Annotated in this window: 31 protein-coding genes; 19 read left to right on the forward strand and 12 right to left on the reverse strand. The window is 71.2% G+C overall.

What is annotated here, in order from left to right; genetic code table 11:
* Nucleotides 1-221: 221 nt before the first annotated feature.
* Entirely contained in the window at nucleotides 222-659 is a 438-nt protein-coding gene (locus ACZ518_RS26535; RefSeq protein WP_007264729.1) for a hypothetical protein, read from the reverse strand.
* Nucleotides 660-996: 337 nt separating this feature from the next.
* Here ACZ518_RS26535 and hemL point away from each other — a divergent pair, with 337 nt between their 5' ends.
* The 7 genes from hemL to ACZ518_RS26570 all read left to right on the forward strand — a co-directional run bounded on the left by hemL (nucleotide 997) and on the right by ACZ518_RS26570 (nucleotide 7,895).
* Complete coding sequence (hemL, locus tag ACZ518_RS26540; RefSeq protein ID WP_469115507.1) at nucleotides 997-2,319, forward strand: glutamate-1-semialdehyde 2,1-aminomutase; 1,323 nt, start codon at nucleotides 997-999, stop codon at nucleotides 2,317-2,319.
* Complete coding sequence (locus tag ACZ518_RS26545; RefSeq protein WP_469115508.1) at nucleotides 2,316-2,990, forward strand: histidine phosphatase family protein; 675 nt, start codon at nucleotides 2,316-2,318, stop codon at nucleotides 2,988-2,990. Before hemL ends, ACZ518_RS26545 begins: the two co-directional genes overlap by 4 nt.
* Before the next feature lie 136 nt (nucleotides 2,991-3,126).
* Nucleotides 3,127-3,771 carry a TlpA family protein disulfide reductase gene (locus ACZ518_RS26550; protein ID WP_469115509.1) on the forward strand — a complete coding sequence of 215 codons (645 nt, stop codon included), beginning with the start codon at nucleotides 3,127-3,129 and terminating at the stop codon, nucleotides 3,769-3,771.
* A 4-nt stretch (nucleotides 3,772-3,775) separates the two neighbouring features.
* Nucleotides 3,776-4,555: a cytochrome c biogenesis CcdA family protein gene (locus ACZ518_RS26555; protein ID WP_469115510.1), complete on the forward strand. Its 780-nt coding sequence runs from the start codon at nucleotides 3,776-3,778 to the stop codon at nucleotides 4,553-4,555.
* A gap of 13 nt (nucleotides 4,556-4,568) precedes the next feature.
* Nucleotides 4,569-6,278, forward strand: a complete 1,710-nt coding sequence (gene resB / locus ACZ518_RS26560; protein ID WP_469115511.1) for a cytochrome c biogenesis protein ResB — start codon at nucleotides 4,569-4,571, stop codon at nucleotides 6,276-6,278.
* The gene (gene ccsB, locus ACZ518_RS26565; RefSeq protein WP_469115512.1) at nucleotides 6,275-7,366 is read left to right on the forward strand and encodes a c-type cytochrome biogenesis protein CcsB; all 1,092 of its coding nucleotides are present in this window, start codon (nucleotides 6,275-6,277) and stop codon (nucleotides 7,364-7,366) included. Before resB ends, ccsB begins: the two co-directional genes overlap by 4 nt.
* Before the next feature lie 25 nt (nucleotides 7,367-7,391).
* Nucleotides 7,392-7,895, forward strand: a complete 504-nt coding sequence (locus ACZ518_RS26570) for an SRPBCC domain-containing protein (RefSeq protein WP_469115513.1) — start codon at nucleotides 7,392-7,394, stop codon at nucleotides 7,893-7,895.
* Here the strand turns inward: ACZ518_RS26570 and ACZ518_RS26575 are convergent.
* Together ACZ518_RS26575 and ACZ518_RS26580 are read right to left on the reverse strand one after the other, a co-directional pair.
* Nucleotides 7,871-8,419, reverse strand: a complete 549-nt coding sequence (locus tag ACZ518_RS26575) for a hypothetical protein (protein ID WP_469115514.1) — start codon at nucleotides 8,417-8,419, stop codon at nucleotides 7,871-7,873. The genes ACZ518_RS26570 and ACZ518_RS26575 overlap by 25 nt on opposite strands.
* A gap of 80 nt (nucleotides 8,420-8,499) precedes the next feature.
* Nucleotides 8,500-8,967, reverse strand: a complete 468-nt coding sequence (locus ACZ518_RS26580) for a MarR family winged helix-turn-helix transcriptional regulator (protein ID WP_469115515.1) — start codon at nucleotides 8,965-8,967, stop codon at nucleotides 8,500-8,502.
* Nucleotides 8,968-9,080: 113 nt separating this feature from the next.
* On the opposite strand from ACZ518_RS26580, the gene ACZ518_RS26585 reads away from it, so the two are divergent.
* Nucleotides 9,081-9,446, forward strand: coding sequence for a cupin domain-containing protein (locus tag ACZ518_RS26585; RefSeq protein WP_469115516.1), 366 nt, complete (start codon nucleotides 9,081-9,083; stop codon nucleotides 9,444-9,446).
* 3 nt (nucleotides 9,447-9,449) lie between these two features.
* Here ACZ518_RS26585 and ACZ518_RS26590 read toward each other — a convergent pair whose 3' ends face one another.
* Nucleotides 9,450-9,794, reverse strand: a complete 345-nt coding sequence (locus ACZ518_RS26590) for a PLD nuclease N-terminal domain-containing protein (RefSeq protein WP_469115517.1) — start codon at nucleotides 9,792-9,794, stop codon at nucleotides 9,450-9,452.
* Between the two features lie 90 nt (nucleotides 9,795-9,884).
* On the opposite strand from ACZ518_RS26590, the gene ACZ518_RS26595 reads away from it, so the two are divergent.
* The 4 genes from ACZ518_RS26595 to ACZ518_RS26610 all read left to right on the forward strand — a co-directional run bounded on the left by ACZ518_RS26595 (nucleotide 9,885) and on the right by ACZ518_RS26610 (nucleotide 13,539).
* A complete protein-coding gene (locus ACZ518_RS26595; protein ID WP_007264716.1) occupies nucleotides 9,885-11,342 on the forward strand; it encodes a menaquinone biosynthesis decarboxylase in 1,458 nt (485 codons plus the stop codon).
* Nucleotides 11,339-11,812: a hypothetical protein gene (locus ACZ518_RS26600; protein ID WP_469115518.1), complete on the forward strand. Its 474-nt coding sequence runs from the start codon at nucleotides 11,339-11,341 to the stop codon at nucleotides 11,810-11,812. The genes ACZ518_RS26595 and ACZ518_RS26600 overlap by 4 nt, the downstream gene beginning before the upstream one ends.
* Nucleotides 11,809-12,729, forward strand: coding sequence for a menaquinone biosynthesis prenyltransferase MqnP (gene mqnP / locus ACZ518_RS26605; RefSeq protein WP_469115519.1), 921 nt, complete (start codon nucleotides 11,809-11,811; stop codon nucleotides 12,727-12,729). The genes ACZ518_RS26600 and mqnP overlap by 4 nt, the downstream gene beginning before the upstream one ends.
* A gap of 138 nt (nucleotides 12,730-12,867) precedes the next feature.
* The gene (locus ACZ518_RS26610) at nucleotides 12,868-13,539 is read left to right on the forward strand and encodes a UbiX family flavin prenyltransferase (protein ID WP_469115520.1); all 672 of its coding nucleotides are present in this window, start codon (nucleotides 12,868-12,870) and stop codon (nucleotides 13,537-13,539) included.
* 5 nt (nucleotides 13,540-13,544) lie between these two features.
* Here the strand turns inward: ACZ518_RS26610 and ACZ518_RS26615 are convergent, their stop codons facing one another.
* Entirely contained in the window at nucleotides 13,545-13,679 is a 135-nt protein-coding gene (locus tag ACZ518_RS26615; protein ID WP_469115521.1) for a hypothetical protein, read from the reverse strand.
* Between the two features lie 121 nt (nucleotides 13,680-13,800).
* On the opposite strand from ACZ518_RS26615, the gene ACZ518_RS26620 reads away from it, so the two are divergent.
* The 5 genes from ACZ518_RS26620 (at nucleotide 13,801) to ACZ518_RS26640 (ending at nucleotide 18,308) form a co-directional block, all read left to right on the forward strand.
* Nucleotides 13,801-14,256, forward strand: coding sequence for an Lrp/AsnC family transcriptional regulator (locus ACZ518_RS26620; RefSeq protein ID WP_362063736.1), 456 nt, complete (start codon nucleotides 13,801-13,803; stop codon nucleotides 14,254-14,256).
* A gap of 62 nt (nucleotides 14,257-14,318) precedes the next feature.
* Nucleotides 14,319-15,482 carry an aminofutalosine synthase MqnE gene (gene mqnE / locus ACZ518_RS26625; RefSeq protein ID WP_469115522.1) on the forward strand — a complete coding sequence of 388 codons (1,164 nt, stop codon included), beginning with the start codon at nucleotides 14,319-14,321 and terminating at the stop codon, nucleotides 15,480-15,482.
* A 183-nt stretch (nucleotides 15,483-15,665) separates the two neighbouring features.
* Complete coding sequence (locus ACZ518_RS26630) at nucleotides 15,666-16,190, forward strand: GNAT family N-acetyltransferase (RefSeq protein ID WP_469115523.1); 525 nt, start codon at nucleotides 15,666-15,668, stop codon at nucleotides 16,188-16,190.
* Nucleotides 16,191-16,270: 80 nt separating this feature from the next.
* Nucleotides 16,271-16,576, forward strand: a complete 306-nt coding sequence (locus ACZ518_RS26635) for a DUF4229 domain-containing protein (RefSeq protein ID WP_469115524.1) — start codon at nucleotides 16,271-16,273, stop codon at nucleotides 16,574-16,576.
* 412 nt (nucleotides 16,577-16,988) lie between these two features.
* Nucleotides 16,989-18,308 (forward strand): dicarboxylate/amino acid:cation symporter, encoded by a 1,320-nt coding sequence (locus ACZ518_RS26640; protein ID WP_469115747.1) that lies wholly within the window; start codon nucleotides 16,989-16,991, stop codon nucleotides 18,306-18,308.
* A 67-nt stretch (nucleotides 18,309-18,375) separates the two neighbouring features.
* Here ACZ518_RS26640 and ACZ518_RS26645 read toward each other — a convergent pair whose 3' ends face one another.
* Entirely contained in the window at nucleotides 18,376-18,810 is a 435-nt protein-coding gene (locus ACZ518_RS26645; RefSeq protein ID WP_469115525.1) for a VOC family protein, read from the reverse strand.
* Nucleotides 18,811-18,907: 97 nt separating this feature from the next.
* On the opposite strand from ACZ518_RS26645, the gene ACZ518_RS26650 reads away from it, so the two are divergent.
* Nucleotides 18,908-20,125 carry a glycosyltransferase gene (locus ACZ518_RS26650; RefSeq protein WP_469115526.1) on the forward strand — a complete coding sequence of 406 codons (1,218 nt, stop codon included), beginning with the start codon at nucleotides 18,908-18,910 and terminating at the stop codon, nucleotides 20,123-20,125.
* Here ACZ518_RS26650 and ACZ518_RS26655 read toward each other — a convergent pair.
* From ACZ518_RS26655 to ACZ518_RS26670, 4 genes are read right to left on the reverse strand one after another with little or no spacing between them, the layout of a single operon-like run.
* Nucleotides 20,122-20,424 carry a hypothetical protein gene (locus ACZ518_RS26655; protein ID WP_469115527.1) on the reverse strand — a complete coding sequence of 101 codons (303 nt, stop codon included), beginning with the start codon at nucleotides 20,422-20,424 and terminating at the stop codon, nucleotides 20,122-20,124. The genes ACZ518_RS26650 and ACZ518_RS26655 overlap by 4 nt on opposite strands.
* Nucleotides 20,425-20,443: 19 nt before the next feature.
* Entirely contained in the window at nucleotides 20,444-22,414 is a 1,971-nt protein-coding gene (locus tag ACZ518_RS26660) for a WD40 repeat domain-containing serine/threonine protein kinase (RefSeq protein ID WP_469115528.1), read from the reverse strand.
* Between the two features lie 45 nt (nucleotides 22,415-22,459).
* Entirely contained in the window at nucleotides 22,460-22,702 is a 243-nt protein-coding gene (locus tag ACZ518_RS26665; RefSeq protein WP_469115529.1) for a DUF397 domain-containing protein, read from the reverse strand.
* Nucleotides 22,699-23,556, reverse strand: coding sequence for a helix-turn-helix domain-containing protein (locus ACZ518_RS26670; protein WP_469115530.1), 858 nt, complete (start codon nucleotides 23,554-23,556; stop codon nucleotides 22,699-22,701). The genes ACZ518_RS26665 and ACZ518_RS26670 overlap by 4 nt, the downstream gene beginning before the upstream one ends.
* 156 nt (nucleotides 23,557-23,712) lie before the next feature.
* Here ACZ518_RS26670 and ACZ518_RS26675 point away from each other — a divergent pair, with 156 nt between their 5' ends.
* Complete coding sequence (locus ACZ518_RS26675) at nucleotides 23,713-24,141, forward strand: ATP-binding protein (RefSeq protein WP_469115531.1); 429 nt, start codon at nucleotides 23,713-23,715, stop codon at nucleotides 24,139-24,141.
* Here the strand turns inward: ACZ518_RS26675 and ACZ518_RS26680 are convergent.
* Both ACZ518_RS26680 and ACZ518_RS26685 read right to left on the reverse strand, forming a co-directional pair.
* Nucleotides 24,113-24,412 carry a hypothetical protein gene (locus ACZ518_RS26680; protein ID WP_469115532.1) on the reverse strand — a complete coding sequence of 100 codons (300 nt, stop codon included), beginning with the start codon at nucleotides 24,410-24,412 and terminating at the stop codon, nucleotides 24,113-24,115. The genes ACZ518_RS26675 and ACZ518_RS26680 overlap by 29 nt on opposite strands.
* A gap of 141 nt (nucleotides 24,413-24,553) precedes the next feature.
* Nucleotides 24,554-25,798, reverse strand: coding sequence for an RNA-guided endonuclease InsQ/TnpB family protein (locus tag ACZ518_RS26685; protein WP_469115533.1), 1,245 nt, complete (start codon nucleotides 25,796-25,798; stop codon nucleotides 24,554-24,556).
* Nucleotides 25,799-25,805 lie beyond the last annotated feature (7 nt).

Genomic DNA, 25,805 nt, shown 5'->3' on the forward strand with positions numbered 1-25,805 from the left:
CAGAAATGGCTGGACGCGAATTCCGCCGGCCCGACGACCGCTCTCCGGTGCGAGGCCACGGTCCGCAACCACATCACCGCCCGCCTCGGACGGCGCGAGCTGCGCTCACTCGACGACCGCCTGCTGCCCAAGAAGGGTGGCCCCGACCGCCTGACGGGCGGCTTCCGGTCCGGGGCGGGCCGCCCACGCGGAAGGCCGCCCACCGTGGATGAGATCCCGGGTCAGGGCCAGACGAGGCAGTAGGCCTGGTGGCCGTTCTCGTGGAGGCGGTGGGAGAAGTCCTGCCACTCGTGCAGCAGCTGGTAGACGTTGAAGGCGTCGCGCGGGCCGCCCCGGTCGGGGACCGTCGACCAGATGAAGGCGGCCGCGCCGACCGACTCCTCGCCGACCCCGCGCAGCGGGTCCACCACCGTCATGGGCAGCTTGACCACCGCGTAGTCGGGGTGCAGGACGACGAGCTCCAGCGGGGGCACCTTGTGCAGGGGTATGCCCTCGATGCCGGTCAGGACCATCGCGGCCATGGTCTCCGGCTTGATCTTGGTGAACATGCCGCCCATGCCGAGCTCGTCGCCGCCCAGCTCCTCCGGCCGCATCGTCTGCGGTACCCGCGCGGCCGTGGCGCCGTCGGGGGCGCCGAAGTACTTGTACGTCACTCCCATGCCGCGGCCCTTGGGCAGGCCGCCGGTGTCTTCCGCGTCGTCCGCCTCGTCCTCGGTGCCGGACGCCCGGCCCGGACCCTGGACCGGTGCGGGATCGGCGGCCTCGGCCGCGCGCCGACGGTGCTTGCCGCGGCGGCGGGCTTCGCGGGCGCGCTGCGGGTCGAGGCCGTCGGTACCCTCGCCCGGTCCACCACCGCGTTGCATATCTCCACCCGACACGTATTGCCTGCCCCGGCCCCGCGGCCCCCGCCACGCAGCCTGATCATCATGGCAGTGACCTCCCCCGCGGCGGCGCGGTGAAACGCCCCTCCGCAAGTCTGTCGCGGCCTCTGAGACCATGGCTGGTGTGAGCTACCCGTACCCGTATGAAGCCCCAGTTTCGCAGACGCTCTTCGAGCGCGCGTCCCTCGTGACCCCCGGCGGCGTGAACTCTCCCGTGCGCGCCTTCCGTGCCGTGGGCGGTACGCCCCGGTTCATGGTGTCCGGTACCGGTCCCTACCTGACCGATGCCGACGGGCGTGAGTACGTCGACCTGGTCTGCTCGTGGGGGCCGATGATCCTCGGCCACTCCCACCCCCAGGTGATCGAGGCGGTGCAGGCGGCGGTCGCCCGCGGCACCTCCTTCGGCACCCCCGGCGAGGGCGAGGTCGCCCTCGCCGAGGAGATCGTCGCCCGTATCGAGCCCGTCGAGCAGGTGCGCCTGGTGTCCTCCGGCACCGAGGCGACCATGTCGGCGATCCGGCTGGCCCGCGGCTTCACCGGGCGCGCCAAGGTCGTCAAGTTCGCCGGCTGCTACCACGGTCACGTGGACGCGCTGCTGGCCGCCGCCGGTTCCGGGCTGGCCACCTTCGCCCTGCCCGACACCCCCGGTGTCACGGGCGCGCAGGCCGGCGACACGATCGTGCTGCCGTACAACGACCTCGAAGCGGTCCGGGCCGCCTTCGCCGCGCACCCGGGCGAGATCGCCTGTGTGATCACCGAGGCCGCGCCCGGCAACATGGGCGTCGTCACCCCGGCCGAGGGCTTCAACCAGGGCCTCGCCGACCTGTGCCGCGAGAACGGCGCGCTGTACATCTCCGACGAGGTGATGACCGGTTTCCGCACCTCCCGCGCCGGCTGGTACGGGGTGGACGGGGTCAAGCCCGACCTGATGACCTTCGGCAAGGTCATGGGCGGCGGCTTCCCGGCGGCGGCCTTCGGTGGCCGCGCGGACGTCATGGGGCACCTGGCCCCGGCCGGCCCGGTCTACCAGGCGGGCACGCTCTCCGGTAACCCGGTCGCCACCGCCGCCGGCCTCGCGCAGCTGCGGCTGCTGGACGCGGCGGCGTACGAGAAGGTCGACGCGGTCTCCAAGGAGATCCAGGGCCTGGTGACGGCGGCGCTGGCGAAGGAGGGCGTGGCGCACCGGCTCCAGACGGCGTCGAACATGTTCTCGGTGTTCTTCACCGCGGACCCGGTCCGCAACTACGACGAGGCGAAGACGCAGGAAGGGTTCCGCTTCAACGCGTTCTTCCACTCGATGCTGTCGCAGGGCGTGTACCTGCCGCCGTCGGCGTTCGAGTCGTGGTTCGTGTCCACGGCCCACGACGAGCGGGCGGTCGAGCGGATCGCGGCCGCGCTGCCGGCCGCCGCGCGCGCCGCCGCGGAGGCGACGGCATGAGCGACATCACCGTCGTCCACGTGGTGCGGCACGGAGAGGTGCACAACCCGGAGGGCGTCCTGTACGGCCGCCGGGCCGGCTACCACCTCTCCGAGCTGGGCCGGCAGATGGCCGACCGGGTCGCCGAGCACCTCCAGGACCGGGACGTCACCTACGTGGTGGCCTCGCCGCTGGAGCGGGCGCAGGAGACGGCCGCGCCGATCGCGAAGGTGCACGGCCTGGAGCTGGCCACCGACGGCCGGCTGATCGAGGCGGGCAACGTCTTCGAGGGCAAGACCTTCGGCGTCGGCGACGGCGCGCTGCGCAAGCCGGGCAACTGGAAGCACCTGACGAACCCGTTCAAGCCGTCGTGGGGCGAGCCGTACGTCGAGCAGGTCGTGCGGATGATGAGCGCGATCGAGGCGGCGCGGGACGCGGCGCGCGGGCACGAGGCGGTGGCCGTCAGCCACCAGCTGCCGATCTGGATCGTACGGAGCTTCGCGGAGCGGCGGCGGCTGTGGCACGACCCGCGGCGGCGGCAGTGCACGCTCGCTTCGCTGACGTCGTTCACGTACCAGGACGACAAGCTGGTGTCGGTCGGGTACAGCGAGCCGGCGCGGGACCTCGTTCCCGTGCACCTCCTCGCGGGGGCGAAGCCGGTCAAGGGCAAGTCGAAGGCCTTCGGGGCCTAGGGGTCCGCGCCCCCCGGCCAGGCCTCGGCCCGCCCCCGGGGACTGGCGGAACCTTTCCGCCGGTCCCTGACCAGGGCCTTAACACCCCGTCGGGGGGTGCGGAAGATCCGCAAATCGGTCATGCGAAACTTTTCACATGAGCCTTAGCCGCGCGCGTTCACCTCGAACCAGCCGCCGCTCGACCAGCGGCCGCGCCGTCCTGCTGACCGCGATCACCCTCGCGAGCGCCCTGACCCTGTCCGCGTGCGGCGATTCGGACGGCGGCGGCAAGTCGGCCGGGTCCGCCGGCGGCAACTACGTGACCGGCCCCAGCGGTATCTCCACCGTCGCCAGGGCTGACCGTGCCGACGCCCCCAAGCTCGACGGGGAGACCGTCGAGGGCAAGACGCTCGACACGACCACCCTCAAGGGCAAGGTCGTCGTCCTCAACGTCTGGGGCTCCTGGTGCCCGCCCTGCCGCGCCGAGGCCCCGTACTTCGCGAAGGTCTCCAAGGACCTGGCCGACGGCGGCAAGGACGTCGCGTTCGTCGGCATCAACACCCGCGACAACAGCAAGCAGAACGCCGCCGCCTTCGAGCAGAACTTCGGGATCGGCTACCCGAGCCTCTACGACCCGGACGGCAAGCTGATGCTCCGCTTCCCCAAGGGCACGCTCAACGCGCAGTCCATCCCCTCGACGATCGTCCTCGACAAGCAGGGCAAGATCGCCGCCCGCACCCTCGTCGCGGTCAACGAGGAGCAGCTGCGCTCGATGATCGACCCGCTCCTCGCGGAGCAGTGACCTGGTGACCCCGCACCTCCTGCTGGCCGCCGAGGCGACCGGCGCGAACACCACGGTCCTGAACGGCGCGCTGGTGCTGGCCCTGCCGATCGCCCTGTTCGCCGGGCTGATCTCCTTCTTCTCCCCGTGCGTGCTCCCGCTCGTCCCCGGCTACCTCTCCTACGTCACCGGTGTCAGCGGCGCCGACCTCGCCGAAGCCCGGCGCGGCCGGATGCTGGCCGGCGCGAGCCTGTTCGTCCTCGGCTTCACCGCCGTGTTCGTCTCGACGGGCGCGCTCTTCGGGCAGTTCGGCGACGTCTTCCAGGGCGAGAACAAGGAGATCATCACCCGGGTGATGGGCGGCCTGGTGATCGTCCTCGGCCTCTTCTTCATGGGCGCGATCCCGGGCCTGACCATGCGGGAGTTCCGCTTCCACAAGAAGCCGACGGCGGGCCTGATCGGCGCGCCCCTGCTGGGCGTGCTCTTCGGCGTCGGCTGGACGCCGTGCATGGGCCCGACCCTCGCCGCCGTCAACACGCTCTCCATCGACCAGGCCACCGCCGGGCGCGGCGCGCTGCTGACCGCCGTCTACTGCCTCGGCCTCGGCCTGCCCTTCATCCTCGCCGCGATCGCCTTCCGCAAGGCGCTCGGTGCTTTCGGCTGGGTGAAGAAGCACTATGCATGGGTGATGCGGATCGGCGGCGGCATGCTGATCCTGACCGGCCTGCTGCTCGTCACGGGGATGTGGGCCGGCATCGTGAACGAGATGCAGAGCTGGACCCAAGGCTTCACGGTGGGGATCTGAGGACTACACGGACATGAGTACGACCGACAAGGCACCCGCCGAGGTGTCGCACGAGGCGTCCACGGACGGCGATTCCGCCGACGCCGCCGCCGGAGCGCAGCTCTCCACCGCCCCCGTCGAGGACAGCGCGGCCGCCCCCGTCGGGATCGGGGTGGTCGGCTGGGCCCGCTGGTTCTGGCGTCAGCTCACCTCCATGCGCGTGGCGCTGATCCTGCTGTTCCTGCTCTCCCTCGGCTCCATCCCGGGCTCCCTCGTCCCCCAGACGCAGGTGGACCCGATGAAGGTCGCCGACTGGAAGCAGAAGCACGAGTTCTGGGTGCCGGTCGCCGAGAAGCTCCAGCTCTTCGACGTCTACAGCTCGGTGTGGTTCTCCGCGATCTACATCCTGCTGTTCGTGTCGCTGATCGGCTGCATCGTCCCGCGCACCTGGCAGTTCGTCGGCCAGCTCAGCGGCCGTCCGCCCGGCGCGCCGCGCCACCTGAAGCGGCTGCCGGCGTACGCGACGTGGCGTACGGAGGCCTCCCCGGCCGAGGTGCTGGCCGAGGGGAAGGTGCTGCTCCGCAAGCGGGGCTTCCGTACGGAGCCCGTCGGCGACGCCGTCGCCGCCGAGAAGGGCTACCTCCGCGAGGCCGGGAACCTGGCCTTCCACATCGCCCTGATCGTGATGCTGGTGGCCTTCGCGTGCGGCCAGCTCCTCAAGTCCGAGGGCGGCAAGCTCGTCCTGCGCGGCAAGGGCTTCGCGAACACGCTCACCCAGTACGACGACTTCAAGTCCGGCAGCCTCTTCTCCTCCGACGACCTGCCGCCGTTCTCGTTCACCCTGGACAAGTTCGACGCGACTTACGAGAAGACCGGCCCGCAGAAGGGCACCCCGCGCGACTTCAAGGCGTACGTCACCTACAGCGAGGGCGCGCACGGGGAGCCGAAGAAGGCCGAGATCGAGGTCAACAAGCCGCTGGAGATCGACGGCTCCAAGATCTTCCTGCTGGGCCACGGCTACGCTCCGGTCATCTCGGTGACCGACCCCACCGGCAAGGTGGTCTACAAGGACGCCGTGCCGATGCTGCCCTTCGACGCCAACCTCAGCTCCTCGGGCGCCGTCAAGGTCCCGGACGGCTACCGCAACAAGAACGGCGACAAGGAACAGCTCGGCTTCAACGCCATGTTCGTGCCGACCTTCGCGGGCGAGGGCAAGGGCACGATGCTCTCGCAGTTCCCGGCCCTGGACTTCCCCGTCCTCGCCCTCAGCGCCTACCACGGCAGCCTCGGCGTCGACGCGGGCCTGCCGCAGAACGTGTACCAGCTGAACACCTCCAAGATGCAGGAGTTCAAGAACCCCGAGGGGCAGCTCTTCAAGCAGCGGCTGCTGCCGGGCGAGACGATGAACCTGCCCGACGGCGCGGGCACCGTGAAGTTCGAGGGCATCGAGCGCTGGGCGACCTTCTCGGTCACCCAGCAGCCCGCCAACGGGCTGGCCCTCGCCGGCGCGCTCGTCGCCATCGGCGGCCTCGCCGCCTCCCTGTTCATCCAGCGCCGCCGGATCTGGGTCCGCGCGGTCCGGGGCGAGGACGGTCTGACCGTCGTCGAGCTGGCGGGCCTGGGCCGCAGCGAGTCGGCGAAGCTGCCGGAGGAGCTGTCGGTGCTCTGCGCCGCCCTGTACGAACGGGCGCCGAGCCCGGCCGAAGTGGTAACCACAGAGGAAGAAGAAGGGGAGCGCGCATGACGACGCTGCTCGCGGCGGCGACGAACGAGAGCCTCGCCGATCTCAGCAACAAGCTGGTGTACGCGTCGATGGCGGTCTACACGCTCGCCTTCCTCGCGCACATCACCGAGTGGGTCTTCGGCAGCCGCAGCAAGGTGGGCCGTACGGCCGCCGCGCTGACGGCGCCGAAGGCGGCGGCCGGTGCGGCGCTCGCCGTCCAGGTCCGCCAGAAGGGCGGGGGAACGGCCGTCCTCGACAAGCCGGAGGTCGTCACCCGCTCCGCGTCGGGCACCCGGGACGTCCCGGACGGCCCGGGTGCGGCGGGCGGCACCGAGCAGGGTGACCTGTACGGGCGGATCGCGGTCTCGCTGACCGTGCTCGGCTTCCTCATCGAGGCGGCCGGCGTGGTCTCCCGCGCGATGTCGGTGGAGCGGGCCCCCTGGGGCAACATGTACGAGTTCTCGGTGACCTTCTCCACGGTCGCGGTCGGCGCGTACCTGCTGCTCCTGGCGCTGAAGAAGAACGTCCGCTGGCTCGGCCTGATCCTGGTCACGACGGTCCTGCTGGACCTCGGCATCGCCACCACCTGGCTGTACACCGACAGCGACCAGCTGGTCCCGGCCCTGCACTCGTACTGGCTGTGGATCCACGTCTCCACCGCCATCTTCTGCGGCGCGGTCTTCTACATCGGCGCGGCCGGCGCGGTGCTCTACCTGTTCCGCGACAGCTACGAGAGCCACCTGGAGGCGGGCCGGACCGTCGGCGGGTTCCGCAGCTCGGTGCTGGAGCGGCTGCCCTCGGCGGCCTCGCTCGACAAGTTCTCGTACCGGATCAACGCGGCGGTCTTCCCGCTGTGGACCTTCACCATCGTCGCGGGCGCCATCTGGGCGGGCGACGCGTGGGGCCGCTACTGGGGCTGGGACCCCAAGGAGGTCTGGTCCTTCGTCACCTGGGTGGCGTACGCCTGCTACCTGCACGCGCGGGCCACGGCCGGCTGGAAGGGCCGCAAGGCCGCCTACCTGGCGCTCTTCGCCTTCGCCTGCTGGATCTGGAACTACTACGGCGTGAACATCCTGCTCAGCGGCAAGCACTCGTACGCGGGCGTCTGACCCGGGGGAGTGGGACGCTGGTGGTATGTCTCCTGTGAGCCATGCCACCAGCGAGCCGCGCGGCCCCGGCCGCTGGACCATCCGCTTCGAGATGCACCTGCCGTACGGGTACGAGGCCATGTGGCCCGCCCTGACCACGGCGGAGGGGCTGCTCGGCTGGCTGGCGGCGGCGGACGTGCTGGAACGCCGGCTCGGCGGGGCCGTCACCCTGCGCTGGCCCAACACCGGCAGCACCGTGTCCGGGCAGGTCACCGCCTGGGACGTCGAGCGGGTCGTCGAGTACACGGTCTCCGAGCACGGGCGGATCCGCTTCCACCTGGAGGCGGTCGGCACCGACTCGACGGTGCTCCGCTTCCTGAACGAGCGCGGCGGCTCCGAGGAGGAGCGCCTGGACTGCCTGGCCGGCTGGCACGACCACTTCGAGCGGCTGGAGGCCTTCCTGGCCGGGCACCCGACGGACTGGGCGGCCTGGACCGACGCCCGCTGGGCGGAGCTGCGCGCCTCCTACGCGTCCTTCTCCAGGACGTAGGCGCCGCGTGCCGGGCCGGTCCCGAGGAAGAAGCTGAAGTACAGCTCCAGCGCCCCGCGCTTGTCGCGGCGCAGCTCGAAGGTCCACGCGTACCGTTGGGGCGCCCCCGCCGGAGGGCCGGCGCCGCTGCGCCCGGCGGTGGCGGTCGGGGCGGGCAGCCGCAGCCGCAGGTGCTGGCCGAGGGTGCGTCCGGCGGGCTGTTCGGCGGTGAGCCGCCAGGATCCGGGGCCGGAGAGCCGCCAGCCGGCGGCGTAGTCGCGCTCCTGGCCGTCGAGGAGGGTGACGTCGGCGCTGCCGTCGGCCCGGAAGGCCACCTCGGTGCCGTCGACGCAGCGCCAGGTGCCGACGATCTCGGAGAGGTCGGCGTCGTACACGGCGGGGACGGGGCCCGCGTCGTGGTGCTGCCGCGGGTCCCAGCCGCCCGTCATGGCGAGCAGGGCGCAGGTGAGCACCCCGTACGCGAGCAGGTTGCGCAGGATCGTGTCGAGGACGCGGATCCCGGGCTGGTCGTGCGGCGGTGGCATGGCCCGATTCTGCCAGCGGTGTTGAACGTGTTCAATGATCTTTCCGGCCGCTTTTCGTCACGCCGTCCCGCCCCGCGGCGTCACCACACCGGCCGCAGCGGCGGCAGCCCCTCGCCCCCGTGCAGTGCGCGGATGACGCGCGCCAGCTCCCCGCGCAGTGCGTCGAGGTCGGCGTGCTCGGCCAGCTCCGCCTCCAGTCCGTGCAGGACCCGTCCGGCGGTGGCCAGGTGCTGCTCGGCGGCCGGGGTCAGCACGACGAGCTTGCGGCGCCCGCCGCCCGGGTGCGGCTCGCGCCGGACGTAGCCGCGCCCCTCCAGGTCGTCGACGATCTGCCCGGCGGCCTGTTTGGTCACCCCGAGCCGCTCGGCCAGCTCGCTCGCGGTGGCGCCGGGGCCCTTGAGGGCCTGGAAGGCCATGCCGTGCACGGGGCGCAGGTCCGCGTAGCCCTCGTCGGCGAGGCGCCGGGTGAACTCGCCGAGCACCAGCTGGAAGCCGATCCCGAGCAGGAACGCCAGCTCGACGCCGGAACCCTCTTCGTTGGAAGTCACGCGGACCATGGTGGCACAGCCGAGTAAAGTCTCTTGACTCACGCGAGTAAAGAACCTTTACTTACGTCTGTCGCCACGTACTCCACCGCAACGGAAGAGGACCCGACTTGCACGTGATCAGCGTTTCCCCCGAGAACGTCACCGCCACCCCCAACGCCACCATGACCGGCCTCGCCGCCCCCAGCCGCGGCAGCTCCGAGCTCTCCACCTGGCACGTCGACATGCCCGCCGGAGGCACCGGCCCCGAGCACGCCGTCAGCCGCGAACAGGTCTGGCTGCTCACCGCCGGCTCCCTGGAAGTCAGCTGCGACGGCCGCACCGAGAAGGTGTCCGCCGGCCAGACCCTCGTCCTGCCGCCCGACGTCCTCCGGCGGATCCACGCCCCCGAGAGGTTCGAGGCGTACGTCGTCATGCGCGCCGACGGAGTCGCCTCGGTCCCCGGCACCGAGGGCACCCGGGTCCTGCCCTGGGCGCGGTGACCCCTACTCCTTGCCGGAGTCGCCGTTGCCCCGCTCGTCCTTGTCCCGGCCCTCTTCCCTGTCCCTGTTCCGCTCCTGCTCCTCGCGCAGGGACTTCAGGAACTCCGGGTTGTCGTCGGGCGCCACCCACTGCTGCCGGCGCGCCCGGCCGCCACCGCCGCCGACCGCGGAGCGCTTGCGGCCCGCGAAGAGCCACACCACCGGGCCGACGATCGAGAACAGCAGGATGATCAGCACCCACACCGTCTTGGGCAGGTGCTTGACCTCCTCCTCAGGGGTGTTCAGGCAGTCGATGAAGGCGTAGATGGTCAGCGCCAGGATCAGCAGGAACGGCAGATAGCGCAGCACGGTGTGGGACCGACTCCCGGGAAGTGACGACGGGCCCGCGCGGGGCCCCGGTGACCGTTCCAGGGTATGGGGTGACGGATACTGGGCTCCATGGCTTACGACGATCTCCGCTCGCTGCTCCGGGCTCTGGAGCGGGAGGGCGACCTCAAGCGCATCAAGGCCGAAGTCGACCCCTACCTGGAGGTCGGGGAGATCGTCGACAGAGTGAACAAGGCCGGCGGCCCGGCCCTGCTCTTCGAGAACGTCAAGGGCTCGGCGATGCCGCTGGCCATGAACGTCTTCGGCACCGACCGCCGCCTCCTGAAGGCCCTCGGCCTGAAGTCCTACGGCGAGATCAGCGAGAAGATCGGCGGCCTCCTCAAGCCCGAGCTGCCCCAGGGCTTCATCGGCGTCCGAGAGGCCTTCGGCAAGCTCGGCTCGATGGTCCACGTACCGCCGAAGAAGGTGAAGGGCGAGTCCGCGCCCGTCCAGGAGGTCGTCCTCACCGGCGACGACGTCGACCTCGACCGGCTCCCGGCCCTCTTCACCTGGCCCAAGGACGGCGGCTCCTTCTTCAACCTGGGCCTGACCCACACCAAGCACCCCGAGACCGGTGTCCGCAACCTCGGCCTCTACCGGCTCCAGCGCCACGACAAGCGCACCATCGGCATGCACTGGCAGATCCACAAGGACAGCCGCAACCACTACGCCGTCGCCGCCGCGCGCGGCGAGCGGCTGCCGGTCGCGATCGCCTTCGGCTGCCCGCCCGCCGTCACCTACGCCTCCACCGCGCCGCTGCCGGGCGACATCGACGAGTACCTCTTCGCCGGGTTCGTCGCGGGCAAGCGGATCGAGATGGTCGACTGCAAGACGGTCCCGCTCCAGGTCCCGGCCAACGCCGAGGTCGTCGTCGAGGGCTGGCTGGAGCCGGGGGAGATGCTCCCCGAGGGCCCCTTCGGCGACCACACCGGCTTCTACACCCCGCAGGAGCCCTTCCCCGCGCTGAAGATCGACTGCGTGACGATGCGGAAGCGTCCGCTGTTGCAGTCGATCGTGGTCGGCCGGCCGCCGACGGAGGACGGCCCGCTGGGCCGCGCCACGGAGCGGTTCTTCCTCCCGCTCCTCAAGATCATCGTGCCGGACATCGTGGACTACCACCTGCCCGAGTCGGGCGGCTTCCACAACTGCGCGATCGTCTCGATCGACAAGAAGTACCCCAAGCACGCCCAGAAGGTCATGCACGCCATCTGGGGCGCCCACATGATGTCGCTGACCAAGCTGATCATCGTGGTCGACAAGGACTGCGACGTCCACGACCTGCACGAGGTCTCCTGGCGGGCCCTCGGCAACACCGACTACTCCCGCGACCTGACCGTGGTCGAGGGGCCGGTGGACCACCTGGACCACGCCTCGTACCAGCAGTTCTGGGGCGGCAAGGCGGGCATCGACGCGACCAAGAAGCTGCCGGAGGAGGGCTACACCCGCGACGGCGGGTGGCCCGACATGGTCGAGTCCGACCCGGCGACGGCGGCCCTCGTGGACCGCCGCTGGAAGGAGTACGGCCTGTGAGCCCCATCGCCATGGGCGGCCCCGCCCTCTTCATCGGTGACGACACCACGTACGTGGCCCTCGTGCGCCCGGAACTCGACCCGGCCGACCCGGAGGTCCGCGAGGCCGCCGACCAGGCGGGCGTCAGCCCCGAGGAGTTCGTCGGCCCGGGCGGCGTCTGGGCGCTGATGTGGGACGAGGAGGACGGCGGCGGCGGCTTCGAGCTGCCCGGCCTGCGGGACGCGGACGCCGACGACTTCGCCGAACGCCTGCTCGCCGAGCTGTCCTTCGCCGAATCCGATCCGTTCACCGTCGAGGCCGGCCCCGTGCTGAGCCTGGAGGGCCGCCCGGCCGGCGACGACTGCGCCTTCCTGGCCCGGATCACCCCGCCGGAGGGCGAGGAGGTCCCCCCGCTCACCCTGGAGATCACCCCGGAGGCCGTGGACACCCTCCGCGCCGACCTCGAAGAATTCCGCAGGAGCCTGGCATGACCACCGCCGACGGAGTCATCGGCCCCGGCCCCGCGCCCCAGGCACCCGGCAGGGTCAAGGCCTTCCTGCGGCTCGTGATGATCGAGCACTCGGTCTTCGCCCTCCCCTTCGCGTACATCGCCGCGCTGACGGCCATGTACCGGCTCGACGGGCGCATGCACTGGACCGAGCTGCTGCTCGTCACCGTCTGCATGGTGGGCCTGCGCACCTTCGCGATGGCCGCCAACCGGATCATCGACCGGGAGATCGACGCCCGTAACCCGCGCACGGCCGGGCGCGAGCTCGTCACGGGCGCGGTGTCGGTGCGGTCCGCCTGGACCGGTGCGGGGATCGCGCTGGTGGTCTTCCTCGGCGCCGCGGCCCTGCTGAACCCGCTGTGCCTGGCGCTGGCGCCGGTCGCCGTCATCCCGATGGTGGTCTACCCGTACGGCAAGCGCTTCACGAACTTCCCGCAGGCCATCCTCGGCCTGGCCCAGGCCATGGGGCCGGTCGGCGCCTGGCTGGCCGTCACGGGGGAGTGGTCCTGGGAGGCGGTGGTCCTCGGTCTCGCCATCGGCGTCTGGATCGGCGGCTTCGACCTGATCTACGCCTGCCAGGACGTGGACTCCGACCGCGCGGACGGCGTCAAGTCGGTCCCGGCCCGCTTCGGCGTCCCGGCCGCGCTGTGGGGCGCCCGCGGCTGCCACGTCGTCACCACGGCCCTGCTGGCCTGGTACGCCGTCCTCACCGACGGCGGCGTCCTCCTCTGGCTGGGCCTGCTGATCGTCGCGGCGGCGTTCCTCTACGAGCACACCATCGTCAAGCCGCACGACCTGTCCCGCCTGAACCGTGCCTTCTTCACGGTCAACGGCTTCATCGGCATTGCCCTGTTCGTGTGCGCGCTCGCCGATCTGGTGGTGCGGGGGCTGGCGCTGTAGCCCGAACGGGCGGAGGGCGGTGCGGTCGTCGTGGAGAACGGCACCGGGAAGCTCTCCGTGGACACGTCCGGCCGGCCGGTGGACCCGAGCGCCACCTGACCCGCGCCCCGCGATGGGTGGCCGGATAGTCTCGGAGGTATGACTGACGGCAAGCGCACCCCGTGGGTGGTCGGGGTTTCCGGGGCGTCCGGGACGCCGTACGCGGCGGCGGTGGTACGGGGGCTGCTGGCGGCGGGCGAGAGTGTGGACCTGGTGGTCAGCCGGGCCTCGCGGCTCACCCTGCTGGACGAGACCGGGATCGCCTTCCGGGACGCGCACTGGCGCGCGGACCTGGAGGAGTGGCTGGGCCGCGGAGCGGACGGCAAGCCGGGGACCTTCGCGGGGTTCGACCTCGACGGGGTGCGGTACTGGGGTGCCGGGGACCTGGCGGCCGGGCCGAGTTCGGGTTCGTACCCGGTGAAGGGGATGCTGATCGTCCCGGCTTCCACCGCCTGTGTGGCGGGTGTGGCGCTCGGGCTGTCGAAGGACCTGCTCCAGCGCGTCGCGAGCGTGACGCTCAAGGAGCGGCGCAGGCTGGTGGTCGCGGTGCGGGAGACCCCGCTGAACGGGCAGACGCTGAAGCATCTGGTGGCGCTGGACGAGGCGGGCGCCGTGGTGCTGCCCGCCTCTCCGGCGTTCTACGCGGGCGCGACGCACATCCAGGATCTGGTGGATTTCGTCGCGGGGCGGGTGCTCGACGCGGCAGGTGTGCCGCACGGGCTGTACCGCCGTTGGGAGGGGGAGCTTGGCAGCGCCCGCCCCCGTGAGTAGTGGCGCTAGCGCTTCTTGGCGCTGCCCGGGCGACGGGTCTTGTCGACGCGGTGGGCGGCGGTGGGCTGGTCGGTGCGGGATCGGTTGGCCAGCTCCTGGAGCTGTCGCATGTGCGCGTAGGCCGCCTCGATCGTGTACACGGTGAACCACTCCTGAAGATCGTCATTGATCTGTTGAAAGATTCACAGGGTGTTGACCCTGTGTGCCTTTGATTCTATACCTAAACTTGCAGGATCGCCGAATAATGGAAGGCTCCACGTAATGGACACGGTGGACAGGCAGCTCATCCAGGCGCTTCGGGAGAACGGCCGCGCCTCGTACGCGGAGCTGGGCCGTCTCGTGGGCCTCTCCGGCCCCAGCGTCACCGACCGCATCAACCGGCTGGAGACGGCCGGCGTGATCACCGGCTACCGCGCGACGGTCGCCGCCGCCGAGCTCGGCCTCGGCGTCACCGCGCTGATCGGCATCTCCCTCTCCGACGCCGCCGACCACGAGGACGTGGCGCGCCGGCTGCGCGACTTCCAGGAGATCGAGGACTGCTGGTTCATCGCCGGCGACGACTCGTACATGCTCAAGGTGCGCGCCGGGGACGTCGACGGCCTGGAGAAGATCATCCGGAAGCTCTCCGGCACCAAGGGCGTCTCCCGCACCCGCACCACGATCGTGCTCTCCACCAAGTGGGAGAACCGGGTCGGCGAGCTGCCCGAGGACGCCTGAGAGTACGGTGGGTGGCGGTTGCAGACAGGTACTGGACAGGGACAGGCAGAGGAGACACCGGAATGGACGCGGGGCTCAAGCGCGAGCTGGAGGAGAAGGTCCGCTCCGGCGAGCGGCTGACGCGTGAGGACGGCATCGCCCTCTACGAGTCGGACGACCTGGCCTGGCTGGGCGGCCTCGCCCACGAGGTGCGCATGCGCAAGAACGGCGACGTGGTCCACTTCAACGTCAACCGCCACCTCAACATGACGAACGTGTGCACCGCCTCCTGCGCCTACTGCTCGTTCCAGCGCAAGCCGGGCGAGAAGGACGCGTACACGATGCGCATCGAGGAAGCCGTCCGCCTGGCCAAGGCCATGGAGAACGAGAACCTCACCGAGCTGCACATCGTCAACGGGCTGCACCCCACCCTCCCGTGGCGGTACTACCCGCGCTCGCTGTCCGCCCTCAAGGAGGCGCTGCCGAACGTCTCGCTGAAGGCGTTCACGGCCACCGAGATCCACCACTTCGAGACGATCTCCGGCCTCACGGCCTCCGAGATCCTCGACGAGCTGATCGAGGCCGGCCTCGAATCGCTCACCGGCGGCGGCGCGGAGATCTTCGACTGGGAGGTCCGTCAGCACATCGTCGACCACGACACCCACTGGGAGGACTGGTCGCGCATCCACCGCCTGGCGCACGAGAAGGGTCTCAAGACCCCGGCGACCATGCTCTACGGGCACATCGAGGAGCCGCGCCACCGCGTGGACCACGTACTGCGGCTGCGCGAGCTCCAGGACGAGACCGGCGGCTTCCAGGTCTTCATCCCGCTGCGCTACCAGCACGACTTCGTGGACATGAAGGACGGCAAGGTCCGCAACCGCCTCCAGGCGCGTACGACGATGGCCACGGGCGCCGAGGCGCTGAAGACCTTCGCGGTCTCCCGGCTGCTCTTCGACAACGTGCCGCACGTCAAGGTCTTCTGGGTGATGCACGGCGTGCAGACCGCCCAGCTCGCGCTCCAGCACGGCGCGGACGACATGGACGGCTCGGTGGTCGAGTACAAGATCACGCACGACGCGGACAACTACGGCACCCCGAACAAGCTGGGCCGTGAGGACCTCCTGGAGCTCATCCGCGAGGCCGGCTTCCGCCCGGTCGAGCGCAACACGCGCTACGAGGTCATCCGCGAGTACCCGGGCCCGGACGCCTCCCTGCGCGAGACCCCGCAGGCGATGCGCGTCTGACGCGGCACGGCTCGCGCCGGAGGAGCCCCGGACCGTCCCCGACGGTCCGGGGCTCCTCCGCGTTCCCGGGCCGGGCGGGACCGGGCGGGACCGGGAAAGCCCCCGGCCCGGGCCCGGGAAAGCCCCCGGCCCGGGCCCGGGAAAGCCGTTGCCCGAAGGAGAGGTAATAGATACTCTCCCCCCATGGCCCTTACCTTCACCTTCGATCCGGTCGTCGACCCCACCCTGCGCGACGGGATCGCACAGCTGTGGACCGAGGTCACCAACGCCGGCGGCGCCGTCGGCTTCGTCCCGCCCGTCACCGTCGACGACATCCGGCCCGCACTGGTCAAGCACCTCGTCGCGCTGGCCGAGGGCCGCCACCGGCTGCTGGTCGGGCACGACGCGCGGGGTGCCGTCCAGGCCGTCGCCTTCCTCGCCTTCGAGCCGCACCCGTTGCGGAAGCACTGGGTCTGGGCGTACACGGTCATGGTCGGCCCCGCCCTCCAGGGCCGTGGCGCCGGCCGCGAGCTGATGGCCGCCCTCGCCGACGCGGCCCGCTCGCTGGAGGGCATCGAGGCCATCCGCCTCGAGTGCCGTGGCGGGGTCGGGCTGGAGCACTTCTACGCGGCGTGCGGCTACAAGGAGGTCGGCCGGGTGCCCGGCGCCATCCGCGTGGCCCCCGGCGACGACCGCGACGACATCACGATGCTGCTGCCCCTGCACTGACCCCACCGGGCCGCGGCGGGGGCCCGGCGTGCTTCACTGGACGGGCACGTGCCGACGCAAGAAGAGAGGGAGGGGTCATCATGGCCCTCAAGCCGAGCGCGACGATCCGCTACACCGCGATGCGCCTGGGCATCTTCGTCGGGTGCCTGGTGCTCGTCGCCGTCCTGGTCAACGTGGGCTGGGTGCCCGCCGGCCTGGGCGACGCCAACGTCGCCTGGATCGTGCTCCTCGCGCTGGTGCTCTCCGCCCCGCTGTCCTTCATCCTGCTGCGCAAGCAGCGCGACGAGATGTCCGAGCAGATCTCCGGACGCGTCGCGGGTGCGAAGGAGAAGCTCGCCGCGAACCGCAGCCAGGAGGACGCGGCCGACGACGCCGCGCGCGCCTGAGTCCTTCCTCACAGCCGCCCTGCGGCCGCTCCGCCCACCGATACGCCCCAGCACCGGGAACACCCCCCGCCATGCTGGGGCTTCGGCGTTTCCGGGGCCGTGCCGGGCCGGCGGATCAGACCTCGCGCGATCCGTGCTCAAAGCATCCCTTTGAGATTCTCAAAGCCGAAGTGTTAGCGTGTTCAACATGTTGACCGCAGCCGCGCACCCGATGAGCCCGAGCGCCCCGCTCGTGGCGCGCCTGCACGTCGACCTCTGCCGCCGCGTGTCCGCGGCCTGTTGCTGTCGCCGCTGAAGCTGAAGCCCAGCCGCCCCCAGCAGCGGTCCCCGGCCGGCCCGGCCCCTTTCCGGCTGCCGCCGTACCGCACCCCTTGCAGAAACCTTCCGCCGTACGTCCGTGCGTCCCCCGGAGATTGCCGTGTCCGCGTCCCCCCAGGCCCAGGCTCCCGCCAAGGCCTCCTTCACTTTCCCGTTCTGGGCCCAGATCGTCACCGGTCTCGCGCTCGGCGTCCTCTTCGGATGGCTCGCCCGCAGCCAGGACGTCAGCTGGCTGAAGACCACCCTGGAGCAGGTCGGCGACATATTCATCCAGCTCCTCAAGCTGGCCGTCGCCCCGCTCGTCTTCTTCGCGATCCTGGTGTCCATCACCAACCTCCGGAAGGTGAACAACGCCGCCCGGCTCGCCTCCCGCACCCTGCTCTGGTTCATGATCACCTCGCTGATCGCGGTCGGCATCGGCCTCGCGATCGGCCTGCTGACCGACCCGGGCGCCGGCACCGGCCTCACCCCGGCCGACGGCAAGGAGCCCAAGCGGCACGGCTCCTGGATCGACTTCCTGACCGGCATCGTGCCGAAGGACATCGTCACTCCCTTCACCGAGCTGAACGTCCTCCAGATCGTCTTCCTCGCCGCCGTCGCCGGCATCGCCGCCCTCCAGCTCGGAGCCAAGGCCCAGCCCGTCCTGAACCTCGCCGAGTCCGTCCTGGAGCTCCTCCAGAAGGCCCTGTGGTGGGTCATCCGCCTCGCGCCGATCGGCACCGTCGGGCTCATCGGCACCGCCATCGCCAGCTACGGCTGGGACCTCATCGGCAAGTACGCCACCTTCACCGCCGACATCTACATCGGCTCGGCGCTCGTCATGTTCGGCGTCTACCCGCTGCTCCTCGCGACGGTCGCCAAGGTCAACCCGGTCCAGTTCTTCAAGGGCGCCTGGCCCGCGATCCAGCTGGCCTTCGTCTCCCGCTCCTCGGTCGGCACCATGCCGGTCACCCAGAAGGTCACCGAACGCCTCGGCGTCCCGAAGGAGTACGCCTCCTTCGCCGTCCCGTTCGGCGCCACCACCAAGATGGACGGCTGCGCCGCGATCTACCCGGCGCTCGCCGCGATCTTCATCGCGAACATCTTCGACGTGCAGCTCGGCATCAAGGAGTACCTGCTCATCGCGTTCGTCTCGGTGGTCGGCTCCGCCGCCACGGCCGGCCTGACCGGTGCGACCGTGATGCTCACCCTGACCCTCTCCACCCTGGGCCTGCCGCTCGCCGGCGTCGGCCTGCTGATGGCGATCGACCCGATCCTCGACATGATGAGGACGGCGACAAATGTTGCCGGCCAGGCGGTCGTACCCGTGATCGTCTCCGCCCGTGAGGGGATCCTCGACAAGGAGGCCTACGCCGCCGCCTCGTCCTCCCCGCTCGACGAGCCGGCCGGCGCGCCGGTGCCCGTCGCGGCCTGACCGTCGCCCCACGGTATGTGACGCAGCCCCCGCCCGGGATCCGGGCGGGGGCTGCGGCGTTCACGCGTCAGTCCAGGCAGAACTCGTTGCCCTCGGGGTCGGCCAGCACGATGATGCCCTCGTCGACGCCGTCCGGGTCGAGGCGGTACAGGCGCTTGGCGCCCAGGGCCTCCAGCCGCGCGGCCTCCGCCTCCAGGGCGTCCATCCGCTCCATGCCCTTCAGGCCCGGGGCCGAGCGGACGTCCAGGTGCAGGCGGTTCTTCGCCGTCTTGCCCTCCGGGACCCGCTGGAAGAAGATCCGCGGACCCTTGCCCTCCGGGTCCGTGATCGCCGACCGGCTGTTGTGCTGCTCGGGCGGCACGCCCCACGCCGTCAGCGCGGCAGGCCAGTCGGCGAAGCCCTCCGGCGGCGGTTGGACGCGGTAGCCCAGCGCCTCGGCCCAGAAGGCCGCCAGAGCCGCCGGATCGGCGCAGTCGTACGTCACCTGGACTTCCTTGGCCATGACCAACGTATAGCGCACCAGGGGGCTTGCCACAAGATCACCACGGTGGTGCAGACTCACCAACCTGAGCCGGAACACGGGTGATTGGGAGTACGGAATGCGTGTAGTGCTGTCCGCGTACGATTCGCGCGGAGGCGTCGAGCCGCTCGTGGGGCTCGCGGTGCGGCTGCGGGAGCTGGGGGCCGAGGTGCTGGTGTGCGCGCCGCCGGACGAGGAGTTCGCCGGGCGGCTCGCCGGGGTCGGCGTGGAGATGGTCCCGACCGGCGCGTCGGTGCGCGACCTGGTGACCGGGAAGGTGCCGCCCTCGCCGGGAGGCGTCCCGAAGCGGGCGGCCGAGCTGGTCGCCGCGTTCTACGAGAACGTCATGGCCGTGGCGGCCGACGGCTGCGACGTACTGCTCGCGACGGGCCTGGTGCCCGCCGTGGCCGGGGTGAAGGCCGCCGCCGAGAAGCTGGGTGTCCCGTACGTCTACGCCAGCTACCAGCCCGTCAGCCTGCCCTCCCCGCACCACCCGCCGATCCCGCGCCCCGGCAGGCCGCTGCCGCCGGAGATCACCGACAACGAGGTGCTGTGGGAACGGGACGCCCGCGACGCGCAGGACGTCTTCGGCGACGCGGTCAACGCCTTCCGGGAGTCGGTCGGCCTGCCGGCGGTGGACGACGTCCGCGACCACGTCTTCACCGACCGCCCCTGGCTGGCCACCGACCCCGTCCTCGCCCCGTGGGTGCGGCCGGCCGGACTGGAGGTCGTGCAGACCGGTGCGTGGGTACTGCCGGACGAGCGGCCGCTCCCCGCCGACCTGGTGGAGTTCCTCGACGCCGGCGAGCCGCCGGTGTACGTCGGCTTCGGCAGCATCCCCATGGCCGACCCGGCCGGGCTCGCCCGGGTGGTCGTGGAGGCCGTCCGCGCGCAGGGCCGCCGCGTGCTGCTCTCCCGGGGCTGGGCCGGCCTCGCCCCGTCCGACGCCGCCGACGACTGCTTCGTCGTCGGCGAGGCCAACCACCAGGTGCTGTTCCCCCGGGTCGCCGCCGTCGTCCACCACGGCGGCGCGGGCACGACGACCACCGCCACCCGTTCCGGCGCGCCCCAGGTGATCGTCCCGCAGGGGGCGGACCAGCCGTACTTCGCCTCCCGCGTGGCCGGGCTCGGCATCGGCGCGGCCCACGACGGCCCGACCCCGACCGTGGAGTCCCTGTCGGCCGCGCTGGGGACCGCCCTGACCCCCGAGACCGCCGCCCGGGCGGCCGCGGTGGCCGCCGCGTTCGACGCGGACGGGGCGGCGGTGGCGGCGAAGCTGCTGGCCGACCTGGCTTAGACCGTCTGGCCGCGCCAGTACGCCACAGCGGCGAGGAGGAACGGGGCCGCGTACCACCAGCGGCCGAGGTTGCGGTGGAAGACGGGGACGGCCGTCAGGAGCAGCCCGCAGAAGCAGAGGAAGACCGAGATCCCGGCGGTGAAGCGCACGTCGTCGTGGAGCGGGTCGTACGGGGAGTCCGGCCGCAGGGCCAGGGCGATCCAGCAGAAGTACGCGGCGAGGAGGTACACGAGGGCCAGGGGGACGGCGAGCACCCAGCGCAGGCACCCCTGGTCCTCGGGCCGGTCTATGGACGTCATCCGGCCATCTTCGTCGCCGTCAGGACCGGTTCCACACCCGGACGGTGGCGTCCTCGCTCGCGCTGGCGAGGGTCTTGCCGTCCGGGCTGAACGCGACCGAGGTCACGGCCCCGGTGTGTCCGTTGAGCGTGGCGCGGTGCTCGCGGGAAGGGACGTTCCACAGCCGGATGGTACGGCCGCCGCCGCTGGCGATGGTCTGTCCGTCGGGGCTGAACGCCACCGACCGGACGCTGCTGTTGTGGCCCGGGAGGGTGCCGGTGCCGGTGCGGGCGGCCGGGTCCCACAGCCGGACGGTGCCGTCGGCGCCGCCGCTGGCGAGGGTCCTGCCGTCGGGGCTGAACGCCACCGCGGCCACGGCCTTGGTGTGGCCGGTGAGCGTGGCGGCGGAGGTGCGGCTCGCGGGGTCCCAGAGGCGGACGGTGCCGTCGGCGCTGCCGCTGGCGAGGGTGCCGTCGGGAGCGAACGCCAGTGACAGCACCGGCTTGGTGTGCCCGGTGAGGGAGGCGACGGCGACGGTGGAACGCGTCACGACGTCCCAGAGGCGGATGGTGCCGTCATCGGCCCCGCTGGCCAGGGTCTTGCTGTCCGGACTGAACGCCACCGCGCGCACCTGCCCCGTGTGTCCCGCCAGGACGCCCAAGAGCTCCAGGCTGTAGACGTCGTACAGGCGCAGGGCCTTGTCGCTCCCGCCGACGAGGACCTTGCCGTCGGGGCTGTAGGACACACAGGTCACGGCCGCGTCGGGGCTCGGGGAGAGGCTGAGGCTGCCCCCGCCGGCGAAGTTGAACAACTGGATGCTGCGGTCGTTGCCGCCGCTGACGAGGAACCTGCTGTCCGGGCTGATCGCCACCGACTCCACCGTGCCGGCGTGCTTCTTGATCTCCTGCACCGTGCGTACCCCGGCGGTGCCGGGCCCGTCGGTCCCGTTGTCGGAACCCGTGCCGCTGTTCTTCCTGTCGCCCGGGTTCTTGCCGCCGTCGTTCTTGTCGCCGGTCAGCCGCCACACGGCGTACGTCCCGCCGCCGGCCCCCGCCAGCACACCGAGCCCGCCGAGCAGCACGTTCCGGCGGCTGGGCCCCGGAGCGGCCGGGGCGGTGGGGGCGCCCGCCCCCAGGTGCATGGTGGGTACGTCGCACACGGCGGGCGGTACGTCGCGCACGGCGGGCTCCCGCAGCAGCCCGCGCAGCCGCGCCGCGACGGCCGGGGCGTCGGGCCGGTCGGCCGGCTCCTTGGCCAGCATCGAAGCCACCAGCTCCACCAGCGCGGGCGGCAGGTCCGCCCCTACGGAGTCCAGCGCCGGGGGCTCCACCTCCAGGTGCATCCGCATCAGCGCCCAGGGCTGGCCGGTGCCGGAGAACGGCGGAGCGCCGGTCAGCAGCACGTACAGCACGCACCCCAGGGCGTACACGTCGCAGCGCCCCTCGACCGGCTCGCCCCGCCACTGCTCGGGGGCCATGTAGGGCGGCGTACCGAACACCTTGCCGGTCACGGTCAGGCCGCCCGTGGCGTCGGCGGCCCGGGCGATGCCGAAGTCGCAGATCTTGAGGCGGCCGTCGGTGAGGAGGAAGAGGTTCCCGGGCTTCAGGTCCCGGTGCACCACCTTCTGCGCGTGCGCGGCGGCCAGCGCCTCCGCCGTCTGGAGGGCCAGATCGAGCGCCCGGGGCAGGGCGAGGCCCTCGCCGGACGAGTCGGCCAGGAGGTCGGACAGGTCCCGCCCCTCCAGCAGCTCCATCACGATGAACAGCCGGTCGTCGTGGTGGCCGATGTCGTGGACGACGGTGATCCCGGGGTGCTGGAGCCGGGCCCCGATGGCGGCCTCGCGGCGGAAGCGGGCGAGCTCCTCCTCCGAGGCGTCGAACTCCCGCAGGACCTTCACCGCCACGGCCCGGCCGAGGTCGACGTCGTACGCCTGCCACACCTCGCCCATGCCGCCCTGCCCGAGCGGTTCGTCCAGCCGGTACCGCCCGGCCAGCTGCTCCCCCGGCTGCATCCCCGCCCCCTGGCCGACCCGGTCAACTACTGCGCGTGCAAGGGGTCATTGTGCCCCAAGGAACCCCGCCCAGGCGGAGGGACCGAAGGTGAGGTGGGGGAGGGCGGTGTCTTTGGAGTCGCGGACGTGGATCGCGGCGGGGGTGGAGGCCACCTCGACGCAGTCGTCACCTTCGCTGCTGCTGTAGCTGCTCTTGTGCCAGGCGTGCGCGACCTCGACGCAGGAGTCGCCTTCGCTGCCGCTGCTGTAGCTGCTCTTGAACCAGACCATCCCGGGGTTGTGGATCATGTCTCTCCCAGCAGTTTTTCGACGAAGTCACGAGACTCCAGGGGTGTCAGCGCCTGGGCTCGGATCATGCCATAGCGGAGTTCGAGGATCCTGAGCTGCCTCGGATCCGAAACCGGCCGTCCCGCGAACGCGCCTTCCGAGCGGCCCACCGCCGTACCGTCCTCGAACTTCAGGAACTCGATCCCGCCGTCCATGCCGGCGTGTACTTCGCGGCTCGCCGGCATTACCTGGAACGACACGTGCCTCAACCGGCTGATGTGCAACAGGTGTTCGAGTTGTAGCCGCCACACCATTGTGCCTCCGATGGGACGTCGCAGGGACGCCTCTTCCTGGACGAAGGTAAGTGACGGGGCCGGCTCGCGGTTGAAGACGGATCGCCGGGCCATGCGTGCGCTCACGTAGCGGTCGATCTCGTCCTGCACGTAAGCGGGCTGCCGCATTTCGAATAGGGCCCGAGCGTGTTCCGGGGTCTGGAGCAGGCCGTGGACGACGTGGATGCTGTACACCCCGATCTCCACGGCCTTGGCCTCCATCTTGGCAAGGTCCCGCACCTTCTTCGGGTAGCGGACCTGCTCCATGTCCGCCTTCATGGCGGTGATCTTGCCGCCCGCCCGCAACACCTCGTCCGCCCTGTCCAGGTACTCGGGGCGCGGGATCCGCTTGCCCGACTCCACCTTGCGGACCAGGTCCTCGCCGTAGCCGACCTCCGTACCGAAGTCGGCGGCCCGCATGCCCGCCTCCTCGCGCCAGGCCCTGAGCTGGCGGCCGAGCGCGGCCAGGACCGCGACGCCCTGTTCGTCCTCCGGGTCTACGTCCCAGCCCGCGTCTTCCGTACCGTCGTTGTCCACAGCCATGCGTGCCCCACCTTCGACGCACCGAAATTCCTCAACGCCCCCTGCCCATGCGGCCGTCAGGACAGCCCGGACAGCGCCGGACAAGCGCGGGACAAACCCCGGACGCACCGGCGGTATTGCTTCTCACGGTAGCCACGCCGCTCCACGCTGGGTGACGTGACTATTCAAATCTGGTGCTCTGCACATCAGTTCGGTGCTCAGCTGCCCGCCACGCCCCGTGGCGCCCGGCAGGCGCGGCGGCTCGCCGTCGAGAAGCTGACCGCGTGGGGGCTGCCCACGGACGGGCCCGCGCTGATCGTGGCGGAGCTGGCGGCCAACGCCGTGACCCACGGGCGGGTGCCCGGGCGGGACTTCCTGGTGGTGCTCAGTCTGGCCGACGGGGCGCTCCGGATCGAGGTGGCGGACACGTGCCGCGACCGGATCCCGGTCCTCCGGGACGCGGACGTCGAGGCCGAGGGCGGCCGGGGGCTGGCGGTGGTGGAGGCGCTGGCCGACCGGTGGGGGGTGGAGCAGGGGCCGCCGCCGCGCAAGGCGGTGTGGGCGGAGGTGGACCTGCCTACAGCCGGCACGCCAGAAGGATCGTGACCGGAGGCGGGACCATCGCGATCCAGCCCGCCCAGCGTGCCGCCGTGGCCAGGCCGGGGCGTCGCCGGAGCAGCCAGTAGGCCACGGCGAGCACCGGGGTGACGGTCCAGGAGGCGAACCAGAAGGCCATGACGACCGCCACGGCCTCGGGGTGGACCGCCTGGGCCATCCCCGACAGGGCCCCGAAGAGGAACGCCACCGGGATCAGGGCCACGGCCAGGACCGTGCCCCAGGTCAGGGCGGTGTCGGATGCGGGGGTCTTCTCGTGCATGGGGTCCATGCAAGCCGTTGCGGGGGCGGGGCGCCTGCGCCCGCGTACTCAGCCTCCGCCGGTCCGCGTACTCATCCGGGACGCGGGGGACCGGGACCCGGCGACCCCCGACATAACCACTCAATTGACGTGCTCCCTGGCTTAAAGTCCAGGGATTCCGGCCTGGGTCGTCTGACCCTTCCGGGGGCTTCCTGCTTCGCCGCGCTGTGCGGGCACGTATGCCCGTCTTACCGGCGCTCCACAGGCGTTTAGCGTCTCCGCCCGTCCGGCGGCGACGATACGGCGTCCTTCGAAGAGGACGTTGCGGGCTGCGTTGTGGTCGCGGTCGTGCACGGTGCCGCACGCGCCGCACGTCCACTCGCGGACATGGAGGGGCTTTGGGCCGTCCCGGAATCCGCAGGCCGAGCAGACCTGAGAGGACGGGAAAGCGCGGTCCACCCTGGCGAAGGTGCGGCCGTGCTTGACCGCCTTGTACTCCAGCATGCCGAGGAACGCGGACCACCCCGCGTCGTACACGGACTTGGCAAGGCGGGTCCGTCCCAGGCCGGACACCGCGAGGTCTTCCACATACACCGCTTGGTTGTCGCGGATGATCTGAGTGGATGCCTTGTGGTGCCAGTCCCGGCGCCGATCCGCCACCTTGGCGTGCTGGCGTGCGACCTTGATGCGGGCCTTGGCCCGGTTCTTGCTGCCCTTTGACTTGCGAGACAGCTCCCGCTGAAGGCGCTTGAGCTTCCTTTCGGCCCGGCGCAGAAAGCGGGGGCTGTCGATCTTCCGACCGTCGGACAGGACCGCGAAGGCGGACAGACCGAGATCGATACCGGCGTCGGTCTCCAGGCCGGGGAGGATGTCCGGCTCGGTGTCCACGACGAAGCTGAGGAAGTACCGGCCGGAGCTGTCCTTGGTGACGGTCAGGGACGTGGGTGCGGCCGGAAGCAGTCGGGACCACTGGACCTTGAGGTTGCCGACCTTGGCCACGTGCACCGTGCCGTTGTCCTTGAGAGAGAAGGCGTTGGTGTTGAGGCGGATCGACTGCCGGGTGTCCTTCTTCGATTTGTAGCGGGGAGGGCCGACCTTGCGGCCCTGGCGCTTGCCCTTGACCGAGTCGAAGAAGTTCTTGTAGGCGGTGTCCAGGTCCCGCAGAGACTGTTGCAGGACGACCGCCGATACGTCGGCGAGCCAGGCCCGTTCCTCGGTGCGTTTGGCCTGGGTGATGCGAAGCCGGGACAGCTCGGCCGACTTCACGTACGGCAGTCCTGCCGCGTGCGCTTCCCTCCGGTCGCGCAGGCAGTCGTTCCACACCACGCGTGCGCACCCGAACGCCTGGCCCAGCGCACGGCGCTGGGAGGCGTCCGGGTAGGCCCGGTAGTTGTAGCGGAGCTGCATGACGATC

This window comes from Streptomyces sp. NPDC033966 (assembly GCF_055575955.1).